The organism is Gilliamella sp. CG16 (genome assembly GCF_046635785.1).
GTDB lineage: Bacteria > Pseudomonadota > Gammaproteobacteria > Enterobacterales > Orbaceae > Gilliamella > Gilliamella apicola_I.
Genome location: NZ_JBIDFL010000004.1, coordinates 219566 through 234519, shown reverse-complemented (window position 1 = coordinate 234519; position 14954 = coordinate 219566). Strand labels below are relative to the sequence as shown.

Genomic DNA, 14954 nt, shown 5'->3' with positions numbered 1-14954 from the left:
AAAAAAACATATTAATCCTTATTTTTGACATAAATTTTATTTTTTAAAGTTGCTTTTCTATTTTTTTAAATATTAAATATTAATATTGCGAATTATTCGCATTTTAAAACTATTTTTATAGGTGAATATTTTTTAAAATAAGCAGAATAAAACGTGCTAGCATAATTCACAGGAACATTAATGTCAGTATTAACATTAAATCACCTCCCTTTAGGAAATGAGGCGGTTATCTCTCGTCTATTACCTGAATCCTTACCTTTTCGTAGAAAGTTACTGGCAATGGGATTAACACCAGGCTGTAAAATTTCGATTGTTCGTGTGGCACCTTTGGGAGACCCACTTCAAATTAAAATACGTGGATTTTTTCTTTGTCTAAGGCATCGTGAAGCAGCAACCATTGAAGTAACGGAGATAAATGAGTGAAAATAGCACTGGTTGGAAATCCAAATTGTGGCAAAACAACACTGTTCAATTTACTGACAGGATCAAAACAGCGAGTCGGTAATTGGCCTGGTGTAACAGTTGAAAAAAAATTAGGTTTATTTTCTTATCTCCATCACCAATACGAGGTCGTAGATCTACCGGGGACTTACTCTATTGAGTCTGATGCGGTTTCAATGTCGCAAGATGAATGGATAACGCGTGAATTTGTTCTGACAGAAAAAAATAATGTCATTATTAATGTTATTGATGCCAGCAATTTACAGCGAAGCTTATATCTAACATTTCAATTGATTGATCTACAAGTACCGATGATTGTTGTACTCAATATGATTGATACGGTTAAGAATATGGGCGAAAAAATCGATCACCAACGATTATCCGTTTTACTGGGTTGTCCTGTAGTACCTATTTCATCAACCAAAAAATTAGGTATTAATTCATTTTATCAAGCAATTGAAAATAGAGCTGTCAATAAGCAAAAAGCTCAACCTTCTATAGACACGTTAGGACAATCTCAGCAAAAACTGTTGACTCGTTATATTAGTGAGTTACCAGAAGAAAGTCGTGTTCATCAACTTAATCGCTGGCAATTAATTGAAGCTTTATTAGGACACAACACAGATCAGTTTAATTCACTTGAATTAGAAAAACTTGAAATTTGTCGACAACTCCTTTCGGCATGGTGTGATAATGAAATTGATGTTGCGCTAGCAAGTGCCAGATATGAAACGATTGATCAAGTGTGTAAAAAGGTTATTGCTAAACCTCGAGAATTAAGTCCCGATATTTCAGAAAAGTTCGATAAAATTACGCTTGGACGCTTTACAGGGATACCATTTTTTTTAATTGTGATGTATGCCATGTTTATGGTCGCTATCAATTTTGGTTCGGTATTTATCGATTTTTTTGAAAAATTTTTCGGAACAATTTTTGTCAATGGAACCGCAGGTTTATTAGAATTTATTCATGCGCCCGATTGGGTTCGTGTCATATTGTCTGATGGCATAGGCAATGGGATTCAAACTGTTTCAACGTTTATTCCTGTCATTGCCGCGATGTTTTTTGCTTTATCTTTTTTAGAGGATTCCGGTTACTTGGCGCGTGCCGCAATGGTGGTTGATCGGGTTTTACGTTTTATCGGTTTACCGGGTAAAGCTTTCGTGCCCATGTTAATGGGCTTTGGCTGTGGTGTACCAGCAATTATGGGCACGCGTACATTAGAAAGTTCTCGAGATCGTATAATGGCTATCTGCATGATCCCTTTTATGTCTTGTGGGGCAAGATTACCGGTTTATGCATTATTTGCGGTTATATTTTTCCCGCTTCATGCTTCTTTCGTTGTATTTATGTTATATCTGCTTGGTATTGGTGTCGCAGTCCTGTCGGGGATGATTTTAAAAAACACGTTATTAAAAGGTGAGTTAACCCCCTTTATTATGGAGATGCCAGTTTATCGAATTCCAACCCTTCGTAGCATTTTACGCTTAACTTGGCAACGCTTGAAAAGTTTTATATTCAAAGCCGGAAAAGCGATTGTAATTATGGTGACGATTTTAAGCTTACTCAACTCTTGGGGAACAGATAATACCTTTGGACATGAAAATACTAATCAATCGGTATTATCAGTCATAAGCCAAAAAATCACACCTGTTTTTCAACCCATGGGGATCGATAACAAAAATTGGCCAGCAACAGTGGGCATTTTTACGGGAATTTTTGCAAAAGAGTCCATCATTGCGACGTTAAATTCACTTTATTCTATGGATAGTCAACCAGAAGATGATGAACAATCGGATTGGTTTGAAGACATTAAATCGGCTTTTGCCACTATTCCAGATAATTTATTTGCTTTGTCTGAAACGATTACTGACCCTCTTGGATTGTCATCATTAAATGATGATATCGATACTTTACAAACTGATTTAGCGATCAATTCCACTGCTATTTCTAAAATTAAGACATCATTTACGTCTTCGTCAGCCGTAATAGCTTATTTAATATTCATCTTACTTTATACACCATGTACAGCAGTATTAGGGACTATTTATCGTGAAGCAGGGTGGCGTTGGATGATTTTTGTTGCAGTATGGACATTCACAATTGCTTGGTTGGTGGCGACAATCTATTATCAATTTACACAACTTGCCTATTCAAATACTGCAAGTTATTGGTTGTTCGCTTGTGGACTATTGATAACATTGATGATGTTTATTCTGCGCAAAGTGGGGAATGATTCATTCAAGAAAAATAATATATTCAATCATAAAAAATAAAGAAAATCATCATGTTGTGATTGATTTGCTTTTATCATTTGATTCTCTGGAGAACAAAGTAGGTAAAACCTATAAGACTAATATAGAAAATGTTAATGACCTCGATTCGTGATTATGTACAATTAAAAGGGCGCGTGGAATTGCAAGATATAGCACGTCATTTTAGATTGCCTGAAAGTGCCCTTATGCCGATACTAAACTTTTGGGTAAAGAAAAAAGTGATGCAACTCATCGTTGTAGAACAACCCGATTTTTGTCAGTCGAAAAAATGTGATAACTGTGCTGGTTGTAATTTTGCGAATAAAACGATTTATGCATGGATTTAGTCAATATTTAATATCATGCATTTTTGTTTTAGGGCTGGTCAAAATAGCGTTAACGATTAGCTGAAAAATACTAGATTGATTTTTTATCGAGATATTTTTCATATTGATAAAGTGAATTTCGTGATTTAGGTCACATTAAAAAATCAATTTATAATGTAAAAATAACAAACTGATAGTAGAGATAAACAAGCTATAATTGCTATCACAACTGTGTGAAAATTTTGCTTTTTTGTTATCTATTTCAGGTTATTGTTAAATGTATAAAAACGTTAAAATAACGAGTCACTAAGTCGTTTTATCACTAGATAAATGCTATTATAATCTTTTAGAAAATTGAAGCTGTAGAGGATATAGAAGTATATGAGTCAATTAGATGAATTTAAAAAATTAACCGTCGTTGTTGCCGATACAGGTGATATCGATTCAATTAAACAGTTTTCACCAGAAGATGCAACCACGAATCCTTCTCTTGTATTAAAAGCCGCTCAACTTCCTCAATATCGTTATCTGATTGATTCTGCAGTTGAAACTGCAAAAAAATTAGGTGGTAGCAAAGAACAACAATTAGTTAATGCTTGTGACCAAGTTGCTGTCAATATTGGTGCGGAAATTTTGAAAATTGTACCCGGACGAATTTCGACAGAAGTGGATGCTCGTTTATCTTTTGATAAACAAGCTTGTATCGAAAAAGCCCGCCGAATTATAGAACTCTATCAACAAAAAGGTATCGATAAATCACGAATTTTGATTAAAATTGCTTCAACATGGGAAGGGATTAAAGCTGCCGAAGTTCTTGAAAAAGAGGGCATTAATTGTAATTTAACGTTACTATTTTCATTTGCACAGGCACGTGCTTGTGCTGAAGTCAATGTGTTTCTCATTTCGCCTTTTGTTGGTCGTATTTATGACTGGTATCAAGCTAAAAAACCAATTGAACCTTATATTGCCGATCAAGATCCAGGTGTGGTATCAGTACGTAATATTTATAATTACTATAAACAACATGGTTATAAAACGATAGTTATGGGGGCAAGCTTCCGTAAAGTTGAACAAATTTTAGCATTAGCCGGTTGTGACCGATTAACGATTGCGCCAAATTTATTGGCTGAAATGCAACATTCAACAGCGCCTGTTGAACAAAAACTGTATCCAAATCAAACTGTCGTTGAACGACCTGCACCGATTACCGAGTCTGAATTTAGATGGCAACATAATAGCGATGCCATGGCTGTCGAAAAATTGGCAGAAGGAATTCGTGCCTTTGCGGTGGATCAAGGTAAATTAGAAGAGATGATTGCAACACTTCTATAATAATAAAGGGGGAATCACCATTCCCCTTTCACTTTTTTTTATAAAGTTAATAATATAAATCTGTTTCAAAAATACAGAAAAAATGAATTTGAATAACTTAAAATATATTTTGGAGATTAAAACATGAATGCAACGACGCTATCTCACCGCGAGCTTGCAAATGCGATAAGGGCATTAAGCATGGATGGTGTACAAAAAGCAAAATCAGGTCATCCGGGTGCGCCTATGGGTATGGCTGATATGGCGGAAGTACTTTGGCGTGGATTTTTAAAACATAACCCGAACAATCCAACTTGGGCAGATCGAGACCGTTTTGTATTATCAAATGGTCATGCTTCGATGCTAATTTATAGTTTACTACATCTTACCGGTTATAAAGTTAGCATTGATGACTTGAAAAATTTCCGTCAGTTGCATTCAATCACAGCAGGGCATCCAGAATATGGTCATGTTCCGGGCGTTGAAACCACAACCGGACCTTTAGGACAGGGCATTGCTAATGCAGTTGGTATGGCAATTGCAGAAAGAACTTTATCTGCACAATTTAATAAACCAGGTCATACTATAGTCGACCATTTTACCTATGTATTCATGGGTGATGGTTGTATGATGGAAGGGATTTCACACGAAGCTTGTTCATTGGCTGGAACACTGAAATTAGGAAAACTCATTGCATTTTATGATGAAAATGGTATTTCAATCGATGGCGAAATAGAAGGTTGGTTTACTGATGATACCGCGAAACGCTTTGAAGCTTATGGATGGCATGTTATTCGCGGTATTGATGGTCATGATGCAAATGCCATTGCTCAAGCGATTGAACAAGCACAAGCTGTGACCGATAAACCTTCTTTACTGATGTGTAAAACAGTTATAGGTTTTGGATCACCAAATAAAGCGGGCAGTCATGACAGTCACGGTGCACCACTGGGAGATGCTGAAATTGAAGCAACCCGTCAAGCACTTGGGTGGAATTACCCGCCGTTTGATATTCCTAAAGCTTATTATGAAGCGTGGGATGCGAAAACCAAAGGCAAACAAATCGAAGATGAGTGGAACACTCGCTTTGAAGCTTATGCCAAAGCATATCCAGAACTTGCAAGCGAATTTAAACGACGAATGCAAGGCGATTTACCAGAAAATTGGCAACAAGTGGCTACCGATTTTGTCAATAAATTGCAAGCAAACCCAGCAACGATAGCGACGCGTAAAGCATCACAAAATGCAATTGAAGCTTTTGCACCAGTATTATCTGAGTTTCTTGGTGGCTCGGCTGACTTAGCACCAAGTAACTTAACAATGTGGTCAGGCTCAAAAGAAATTTTAGCCAATCCGGATGGTAACTATATTCACTATGGTGTACGTGAGTTTGGTATGTCTGCTATTATGAATGGTATTGCACTTCATGGCGGCTTTATTCCTTATGGGGCAACATTCTTAATGTTTATGGAATATGCACGAAATGCGGTACGCATGGCTGCCTTAATGAAGATTCGTTCACTGTTTGTCTATACCCATGACTCAATTGGCTTAGGTGAAGACGGACCAACCCATCAACCTGTTGAACAAATGGCAAGCTTACGGGTAACACCAAATGTCAGTACTTGGCGCCCATGTGACCAAGTTGAATCAGCCATAGCATGGCAATATGCCATTGAACGTAAAGATGGGCCAACAGCATTGATCTTCTCAAGGCAGAATCTTAAACAACAACCACGAACAGCTGAACAATTAGCCAATGTTTATCGTGGCGGTTACATTTTAAATGATTGTGCAGGAACGCCAGAGTTGATCTTAATTGCGACGGGTTCAGAAGTCGAATTAGCAGTAGAAGCCTATCATCAATTAACAAAAGCGGGGAAAAATGTACGGGTTGTTTCAATGCCATCAACCGATGCATTTGATAAACAAGACTGCGCTTATAAAGAGTCGGTATTACCTTCTTCGGTCACAGCGCGTATTGCGATTGAAGCCGGGATTAGTGATTACTGGTATAAATATGTGGGACTAAATGGCAAAATTGTGGGTATGACAAGTTTTGGCGAATCAGCACCTGCTGAACAGTTATTTGAAAAATTTGGTTTTACAGTTGAAAATGTGATTGCAAAAGCCAATGATTTATTGAAATAATTGTAATTCCTGTTTAAATCGCCATTACCATTTAGATAATGGCGTTTTTTTTTGGATCTATCTTAAGATATTATGATTTTATTTGATAAAAAAAGGATTCGGATCTTTTTTTAATTTCTCATAAGGATATAACTCATTTTTCCAATCTTTAATTTTAATCTTTGTTTGGTGTGGTATATCTGTCAACTTGTTTTGCATATATTCATGTGAAACATCTAAGGTGATACCCATCCATTTACTTAACAAGTAAACAAGCTGATAACCTGAGATTTTTTTCTCAATTTTTTGTTGTGTTGTACTTTTCGAATCAAAGAAAATAAAAGGTACTTCGTAGCTATTTTGGTATTCCCAGTTATGTCTTAAATCTTGATATTGATCCAAGTGGGTAAGACCATGATCGGCAAAATAGACAAGCGAATAATCTTCATTATGTTTTTTTAGTATATCAATTGTTGATTTAATCAGGTCGTCCGTTTCTTTTATACTGCTGACATAGCAAGAAATATTTTCGTTATATAGATTGAATTGAATATCAAATTGTAATCGACGACAAAAATTGGAATGAGAACCCATAAGGTGCATGACGATCAGTCTTGGCTTAGCCTGTTTATCTGATAATATTTTATCTAATTCTGGTAATAATAAAGTATCATGTTTTCCGTGTGATGACTTACCATTATATTCCCCTTTTTTGGTGTAGAAGTTATAGTTTGCATAAGCGGCAATGCGAGGTACGGTAATCTCAATTTTTCCGAGTTTGCCTTGATTAGAAAGCCAATAAGTTTCAAATCCTGCATCGTTAGCAATACTAACAATATTATTATTTAACTGAGCATTCACTATTTTATCGTCTGAATAAATAGCTTGGCTAATCAAATGAGGGACAGATGCTTGCGTATTCGAAGCGGGTGCGATTAAACCATCCCATATCACATTTGCATGTTGAGTGGCAAAAGGCGTATTGTCATAACTAAATCCATAGGCATTCATATAATCTTTACGGACACTTTCACCAATAATAATAAGGTAATTTTTGTGGTCTGGATTAACCGATAAAATAGGAATCGTATTTTGTTGTTCAATTTGTTTAAGTTGTGCTTCTTTCTCGGAACAATAAATTTTTCCACTGGTAAAAAGCGCTTTATAAAATTCAAAAAAAGGATATTTCACATTATCCATTATCTCTTCAGACAGTGAATGAGAAGGGGTCGGGATAAACTTAATATACGCTTTAATCGGTTTATAGCACAATAAAATCAATGTAAAAATAAACAGGTAATAATTGTGAACAGTAGGAAATGGCAGTTTGATAAATATAAGAACAAAAGCGATTATTAGTAAAAAGGTAATCAAAAATAGATAAGTCGATATTTGCGAACAGAATTCATTTACTTCGTCCATGTCTGTTTCAAATAAAGCACTTATTACTGCTACATTAGGAGGGCCGTAATAATAAGCAATGGGAAAGTAAAGAGCAGCTATAACAAATGATAGACCAAAAAAAAATCGAAAAATGGTGAATCTGCCTAGGAAAATTAATGAAAAATAAGTAAGCAATATACGATCTATTCTTTTCGGATATCCTAATAAATACACGACTAAGACTGCAAGGCTAAGACAAATACAATGAGAAAACAAAATTTTTTTTGAGAGCTTCACAACATTATTACACTATATTAAATTTATCTACAAGGCACGTGATTATATAGTGAATTATTATTTAATCAATTTATATCGTCATTTTGTGTTTGATTCAATTTGAATTGAACTAAATGATTTTTCTATCATTTATGTACCTAATAAAAGGCGTTTAACAGCCTTAAACGAAGGAATAAAATAGCTGTTTGAGTTAAAAATGGTTAACTGTATTGAATAGTTGTTATGGAGTAGAGGCTATCAATGATTTAACACTTATCGGTTAATTTGATAAGTGTTAAATATTAAGATGAGAAGTGGCTTACTAGCCAATAAATCGTTATTTTGATGATCGATTTAATATTATTGCTTCAGGCTGTTTTTGGATATAGATCATTCTGGCTATTAATAAAATAGCGGCGACTGCCAGACCTAAAATAATGCCAATCCAAAAACCGGCAGCCCCAATTGGCGCTATAATCAGATCGGTTAAACCTAAGATATAACCTACAGGTAATCCAACTACCCAATAAGAAAGCAATGTAATAAAGAAGATGCTTTGCGTATCCTTATAACCACGAAGCACATTGCTGGCTACAACTTGCAAATAATCAGAAGCCTGATAGATTGCTAATAAAATAATTAGGTGCATACATATCGTAATGACAGCAACTTCTTTAGTAAATAATGCAATGATTGGTGTTCGAAAGACAACCAAAATTAATGCGACAATAATTGCTATTGCCAACGAAATAGCTAAACTTATATATGCGGTATGTTTGGCAAGAGATAGCTTTTTTTGACCTAACAAATAACCAACACGAATGCTAGTAGCAACACCGAGTGAAAGCGGAATAGCAAATGTTAAACTGCTAATCGTAAATATGATTTGATGTGCCGCAACTGTAATTTTACCCAATGGGGCAATCAGTAATGCTATGACGGCAAATAAACTCATTTCGAAAAAATAAGCCAATGCCAGAGGTGTGCCTAACAGGATAACTTTTTTAATAATAGACCAATCAATAAGTTTTGTGAAAGGTGTTATACGAATATCACGTTGGCTAGTGGTGGTTAACGTATAAAGGCGAATTAAAAAAAACATTAGCCAAAATATAATCGCTGCGGTAATGCCACATCCAACTCCACCGAAAGCAGGCAAACCTAATTTTCCATAAATTAATACATAATTAATGGGAATGTTGGCAAGTAATGCAATAAAGATGATCACCATGGCTGGTTTGGTATTGGATAACCCTTCACACTGATTTCGGTAAACTAAAAATAATAAGAACGCGGGAACACCCCACATAATGGCACGTAAAAAAGAAACGGCAACTTCAACCATTTCAGGATCGATAGGATGTTCAACTGAACTTCTTAAACTAATCAGTTTATCTGAATGGTATAAAATGAACATCATTATCACTGATAAGAACAAGGCAATAACGACTCCTTGTCGAGTGTGATCAGCAACTTGATGACGTTTAGCAGCCCCATTTAAATTGGAAATAATCGGTGTTAAGACGCTAAGTAAACCCTGTCCAAATAATATGGTTGGTAACCAAATTGAGACTGCAATGGCAACCCCTGATAATGCTGTGTTACTGTAGTTACCAGCCATAATGGTATCGACGAAGGTAATCGCTGTTTGCGATATTTGTGCTATCAGTACGGGTACCGAAAGGGCAATAAGTTTTTTGATTTCGTTTCGATAATGTTGTTTCATTAGATGTGTTTACTGTTTAACAGTTCCCCATAAATCATATTCATCGGAATGTTCAACTTCAACTTGAACAATATCACCAACGTGAACATTTTTTTCTTCATTTAAATAGACAACGCCATCAATTTCTGGTGCATCAGCCATACTGCGTCCAATAGCGCCTTCTTCATCGACTTCATCAATAATAACCGATAAGGTTTTGCCAATTTTATTTTGTAATTTTTGGGTAGAAATTGTCTGCTGTAATTGCATAAAACGATGAAAACGTTCTTGTTTAATTTCTTCCGGAATTTGATTTGCGAGCTGATTGGCTGCTGCACCTTCAATCGGGCTATAAGGAAAACATCCCACACGATCAAGCTTAGCTTTGTTTAAAAAATCGAGTAATAATTCGAAATCTTGGTCTGTTTCCCCTGGATAACCAACAATAAACGTTGAACGTAAAGTAATATCTGGACAGATTTCTCGCCATTTATGAATTCGTTCAAGTGTTCTATCAATGGTGCCTGGGCGTTTCATTGATTTTAAAACCGAAGGACTGGCATGTTGAAGTGGTATATCCAGATACGGTAAAATTTTCCCATCCGCCATTAACGGGATCAAATTATCAACACTTGGATAAGGATACATGTAATGGAGCCTTACCCAAATGCCTAACGTTGCTAATTGTTCGCATAACGTTTGAATATCAGTTTTTAATGGCATACCATTCCAAAAGTTGGTACGATTTTTAATATCGATACCATATGCTGAAGTATCTTGAGCAATAACGAGTAACTCTTTAACGCCACTATCAGCTAATCGCTTTGCTTCATCAAGTACATTACCAATTGGTCGGCTAACCATTTCGCCACGTAGCGATGGAATAATGCAAAATGTACAGTTATGATTACAACCTTCTGATATTTTTAAATACGCATAATGCTTAGGCGTTAATTTCACACCTTGCTGTGGTACTAAACTGGTAAAGGGATTATATGCGGGTTTAGGGGCATATTTATTGACATGAGTAAGTACTGCCTCGTAGCTATGGGGGCCCGATATTTCAAGTACTTTAGGATGTACATTACGTATTTGATCTTCTTTTGCACCTAAACAGCCTGTTACAATGACCTTGCCATTTTCATTTAAAGCTTCACCAATGGCTTCTAACGATTCTTGTACGGCGCTATCAATAAAGCCACAAGTATTGACGATAACTAAATCTGCATTTTCGTAGCTTGGTACTACTTGATAACCTTGTGTTCGTAATTCAGTTAAAATTCGCTCTGAGTCAACCAAATTTTTGGGACAACCAAGGCTCACAAATCCAATAGTAGGGGATGACATATTCATAATATTTATAATAATGCTTAATATTTAAAGAGGAATTAAATTGATAATAAAATAAATTTTATCGATTAATTAGTTGTTGTTAATTTAAAATGTCGGCATTTTAACACATTTAAGCATTGTAAATATACTGATTTTCAAATTCTTAATTAACAGAAAATGGGTTTTAAGTGGTAACGTCAGGCAAGTGTATAAAATGGGATTTTGACCTGTTAAATTTACTATATTTGATTGAAATCATGCGAGCACAACTTAATAGATGAATATTACCTTCTCAAATTTTGTGACCTAAGAATACTTGTGGGCAGGTCGATTTAATGTGATAAATCCGTTGAATGCTAACTCATACAGCCTTTTAATTGGGCTGTATGAATTAATTTAAACAAAATGTTAATCGTTTAAAGCATTGAGCACTTCAGACACTTGACGGTCTAAACTTTCTGCTCCACCACCAGATAAGTACCAAAGATCAGGTGTCAAATAGACAACGGTGGTTTTACTTTTATTGAGAACTTTTGTATCAAAATAGTTGGCTTTCATGGCTTGTTGACCAATAGCATGACTTCGGTCAATGACAAAAATAATATCTGGCTTAACTGTTTTAATATATTTATCGTCAACAAAAGTAGGTGCTGGGCGTTCTTCATTTTTAGCTAGCTGGTTAATTAAAAGTGGTACCGCTCTTTTGACTTTCAACACATCATGGATTAGCACAGCACTTGAGCTATTATTAATAAGAATCATTTTTCCATTGTTGTGAATAGCGACAATGGCCTTTTTAGGGCTTGCTGAGGTCATTCTTTGAGCTTGGTTGATTTTGTTATTGAGCGAAGCAATGAGTTGAGTTGCTGTGTTTTCGGTTCCGGTAAGGCTCGCTAACAAATTGATATGATTTTTTGTTGATTCAAAATAATGTTTGCTATCAACACTTAAATTAAGCACTGGGGCAATTTTTGACAACTCATCTTTTTTATTTGCTTGACGTCCATCAATAATAATAAGATCAGGATTAGTTTGTTTAATTGCATCTATATTGGGTTCTTTCATATTACCCGTATCAACCACATCATCCCTTTTAAATTGATTCAAATAGGATGGAATGACCGATTGTGGGGTTGCCGTCACTATTGAGCCTTTACCTAAAGCATCTAATGTATCTAATGCTCCATAATTCATGACAACAATTTTTTTCGGAGATTTAGGTACGATGATCGTTTCACTATTGTTTGTGACAGTCATTGTCGACGGTGATTGACAACCGGTTAACCCCAAAACTATTAATGCAATGCTACTTAGCAGCAATTTTTTCTTTCTGTTCATAGACACCCTTTATATTAAATGTAAATAATAATTATTATCATTTAAAGTAAGTTGCTTGTCTAGCGAAAAATAATTTAATAAAAGATATTGATAATTATTATCATCTAATGTAGTGTTCATACTCATGGGTAATTATAAAATATCATTATAAATAATGGGGTTATAATAAATGAACGTTAAGCTAAAATTTAAACTGACAAATTATGTCATTAATTCAGGTTTTTTATTATTATCAAGTACAGCACTAGCCGCTGTGAATAGTTCAGATACTGATACAATGGTTGTTACCGCTTCGGGTTTTGCACAGCAAATCAAAGAAGCCCCTGCAACCATTTCTGTTATTACCTCAGAAGAAATTAGTCAAAAATCGTATCGTGATGTCACTGATGCGTTAAAAGATATTCCTGGTGTCACCATTACCGGTAGCGGTGATTCAACAGATATAAGCATTCGAGGTATGGATGCCAAATATACGATGATTTTAGTTGATGGCAAAAAGGTCAGCACCCGAGAAACGCGACCAAATAGTGACGGTTCCGGATTTGAACAAGGCTGGTTACCACCATTAACGGCGATAGAACGCATTGAGGTAGTCCGTGGTCCTATGTCATCACTGTATGGTTCTGATGCAATGGGTGGGGTAATTAATGTTATTACCAAAAAAGTGTCAGATAAATGGCATGCAGGATTACGTTTAGAATCTGTAATTCCTTATCGTTCTGAAGAAAAAAACACTTATACAGGAAGTTTTTCAGTCATGGGACCGATTGTTGATGATAGAGTTGGCATCCAACTATATGGTCAATATTCAAAACGAAAAGAAGATAAATTTTTAAATGGTCATGCCCAACAAAAACTTCAAAGTCTAAATGGTAAGCTGTCTTTAAATGCAACAGATACGCAACGATTTGATTTAGATATGGGGCGTTCAATTCAAAAAAGTAAGGCAACAGCGGGTAATACCCGAGCTAAGAATAGAGGCGATTTTCCTCGTGATAATCGCCGTAATACGTATAGTTTAACTCATACTGGGCTGTTTGGTGATATTTCGACAACTTCATTTATTGCTTATGAAGGTAATAATAACCCGGAAAGAAAGATGAAAATTCGAAATACCGATCTTGATACCCGTGTAACAATTCCGCTTAATATTAATATGTTAACAGTAGGGGGAAAATATAATTACCAAGAGTTACACGATAAAGGTAATCAATTGAAGAAGACATTAACTAAAATAGATCGTTGGAATTATGCTCTATTTGCTGAAAATGAAATAAGTTTATTAGAAAATTGGAATTTAACTGTTGGATTACGTTATAACAAAGATGAAAATTATGGAAGCAACTGGAATCCAAGAGTTTATAGCGTATGGAATATTGATGATAATTTCACTCTCAAAGGCGGCTATTCAACGGGTTATGCAACACCACAATTACGGCAAGTCGTTGCTGATTGGGGACAAGTTACAGGGGGTTCCGGCACGGGTAATAAAGGAATGGTACTGGGAAATCCTAATTTAAAACCTGAAAAATCAGACAATATCGAAATTGGACTGGGCTATACTAATGATTATGGAATAGATGCTTCAGCCACGGCGTTTTATACAAAATATAAAGATAAGATTCAAACTTATTACATTTGTCAGGGACCAGCTGGAAAAGGTAAATGTAAAGTGAATGGTTACCAAGAAAAATTTGATTTTGTTCAAGGCAGAGAAAATGTCGATAAAGCCGATCTTAAAGGCGTTGAATTAACGTTTAAAACGCCATTGTTTAATGAGTTCTTGTTGACGTCAAATTATTCATGGACAAAGACAGAACAAAAAACCGGTATCAATAAAGGACGTGCATTAAACCGTACACCTAAACAAAAATTTAATATGCAATTGGATTGGTACATCAGTCATAATTGGGACTTATGGGCTAAGATGGCATACTACGGACAAGAAAACGCCAATAAGCGAATGGGTAAACAAAGTAGGTATGTCACGTATCCTGGATATACGTTCTGGGATATGGGAGCAGCGTATCAAATCAACAAGAAAGCAAAAATTTACACGGGTATTTATAACTTGTTTGATAAAGATGTTGACAATGAAGATTTTGGTAAAACCTTAGATGGACGTCGCTATTTTGTTGGAACAGAAATTAGTTTCTAGATAACATTTTTCTCATCAATTGGTCATCAAATGTATTTAATTGATGAGAATGATTGTTTTTAGTCAATGGTATGATTAATAACATCTTTATCAAATCTTCTTTTTTAATCATATTTTTAATCTTAGGTAAATTCTCATTGAAATATTTGAATTCATTTTGTACAAATTACACATTGCTTACTTATTCATAACAATCTGTTTACATATGTTTTAATAAATTGTAACTTACTTAACCTATAATTTTGATAGGAAAAATTTATTGAAGAAAATGAATTGTATAAAACCTAGATAAAACGCTT

10 protein-coding genes are annotated in these 14954 nt (G+C 35.2%); 6 read left to right on the top strand and 4 right to left on the bottom strand.

Going from position 1 to position 14954, the window contains the following annotated elements; genetic code table 11:
* Positions 1 to 180: 180 nt before the first annotated feature.
* From ACGH47_RS06550 to tkt, 5 genes are all read left to right on the top strand, one after another.
* Positions 181 to 423 carry a ferrous iron transport protein A gene (locus ACGH47_RS06550; protein WP_267349646.1) on the top strand — a complete coding sequence of 81 codons (243 nt, stop codon included), beginning with the start codon at positions 181 to 183 and terminating at the stop codon, positions 421 to 423.
* On the top strand, positions 420 to 2717 hold the full coding sequence (gene feoB, locus ACGH47_RS06545) for a Fe(2+) transporter permease subunit FeoB (protein WP_411623024.1): 2298 nt from the start codon (positions 420 to 422) through the stop codon (positions 2715 to 2717). The genes ACGH47_RS06550 and feoB overlap by 4 nt, the downstream gene beginning before the upstream one ends.
* Before the next feature lie 95 nt (positions 2718 to 2812).
* Complete coding sequence (locus tag ACGH47_RS06540; RefSeq protein WP_267349643.1) at positions 2813 to 3043, top strand: FeoC-like transcriptional regulator; 231 nt, start codon at positions 2813 to 2815, stop codon at positions 3041 to 3043.
* A gap of 360 nt (positions 3044 to 3403) precedes the next feature.
* Positions 3404 to 4354 carry a transaldolase gene (gene tal / locus ACGH47_RS06535; RefSeq protein WP_267349642.1) on the top strand — a complete coding sequence of 317 codons (951 nt, stop codon included), beginning with the start codon at positions 3404 to 3406 and terminating at the stop codon, positions 4352 to 4354.
* Between the two features lie 123 nt (positions 4355 to 4477).
* Positions 4478 to 6484 carry a transketolase gene (gene tkt / locus ACGH47_RS06530; protein ID WP_267360627.1) on the top strand — a complete coding sequence of 669 codons (2007 nt, stop codon included), beginning with the start codon at positions 4478 to 4480 and terminating at the stop codon, positions 6482 to 6484.
* Between the two features lie 78 nt (positions 6485 to 6562).
* Here tkt and ACGH47_RS06525 read toward each other — a convergent pair whose 3' ends face one another.
* The 4 genes from ACGH47_RS06525 to ACGH47_RS06510 all read right to left on the bottom strand — a co-directional run bounded on the left by ACGH47_RS06525 (position 6563) and on the right by ACGH47_RS06510 (position 12497).
* Positions 6563 to 7663 (bottom strand): phosphoethanolamine transferase, encoded by a 1101-nt coding sequence (locus ACGH47_RS06525; RefSeq protein WP_267360629.1) that lies wholly within the window; start codon positions 7661 to 7663, stop codon positions 6563 to 6565.
* 796 nt (positions 7664 to 8459) lie between these two features.
* Complete coding sequence (locus ACGH47_RS06520; RefSeq protein ID WP_267360631.1) at positions 8460 to 9848, bottom strand: MATE family efflux transporter; 1389 nt, start codon at positions 9846 to 9848, stop codon at positions 8460 to 8462.
* Positions 9849 to 9857: 9 nt separating this feature from the next.
* Positions 9858 to 11174 carry a 30S ribosomal protein S12 methylthiotransferase RimO gene (gene rimO, locus ACGH47_RS06515; RefSeq protein WP_267381805.1) on the bottom strand — a complete coding sequence of 439 codons (1317 nt, stop codon included), beginning with the start codon at positions 11172 to 11174 and terminating at the stop codon, positions 9858 to 9860.
* 393 nt (positions 11175 to 11567) lie between these two features.
* Positions 11568 to 12497 (bottom strand): siderophore ABC transporter substrate-binding protein, encoded by a 930-nt coding sequence (locus tag ACGH47_RS06510; protein WP_411623023.1) that lies wholly within the window; start codon positions 12495 to 12497, stop codon positions 11568 to 11570.
* Between the two features lie 169 nt (positions 12498 to 12666).
* Between ACGH47_RS06510 and ACGH47_RS06505 the strand changes: the two genes are divergently transcribed.
* A complete protein-coding gene (locus tag ACGH47_RS06505; protein ID WP_411623022.1) occupies positions 12667 to 14655 on the top strand; it encodes a TonB-dependent receptor domain-containing protein in 1989 nt (662 codons plus the stop codon).
* Positions 14656 to 14954 lie beyond the last annotated feature (299 nt).

What these genes read in the sequence shown, in the direction of transcription:
- ACGH47_RS06550 (WP_267349646.1), top strand. Translation starts at nt 181, where the DNA reads ATGTCAGTATTAACATTAAATCACCTCCCTTTAGGAAATGAGGCGGTT.
- ACGH47_RS06540 (WP_267349643.1), top strand. Translation starts at nt 2,813, where the DNA reads ATGACCTCGATTCGTGATTATGTACAATTAAAAGGGCGCGTGGAATTG.
- tal (WP_267349642.1), top strand. Translation starts at nt 3,404, where the DNA reads ATGAGTCAATTAGATGAATTTAAAAAATTAACCGTCGTTGTTGCCGAT.
- tkt (WP_267360627.1), top strand. Translation starts at nt 4,478, where the DNA reads ATGAATGCAACGACGCTATCTCACCGCGAGCTTGCAAATGCGATAAGG.
- ACGH47_RS06525 (WP_267360629.1), bottom strand. Translation starts at nt 7,663, where the DNA reads ATGGATAATGTGAAATATCCTTTTTTTGAATTTTATAAAGCGCTTTTT.
- ACGH47_RS06520 (WP_267360631.1), bottom strand. Translation starts at nt 9,848, where the DNA reads ATGAAACAACATTATCGAAACGAAATCAAAAAACTTATTGCCCTTTCG.
- rimO (WP_267381805.1), bottom strand. Translation starts at nt 11,174, where the DNA reads ATGTCATCCCCTACTATTGGATTTGTGAGCCTTGGTTGTCCCAAAAAT.
- ACGH47_RS06510 (WP_411623023.1), bottom strand. Translation starts at nt 12,497, where the DNA reads ATGAACAGAAAGAAAAAATTGCTGCTAAGTAGCATTGCATTAATAGTT.
- ACGH47_RS06505 (WP_411623022.1), top strand. Translation starts at nt 12,667, where the DNA reads ATGAACGTTAAGCTAAAATTTAAACTGACAAATTATGTCATTAATTCA.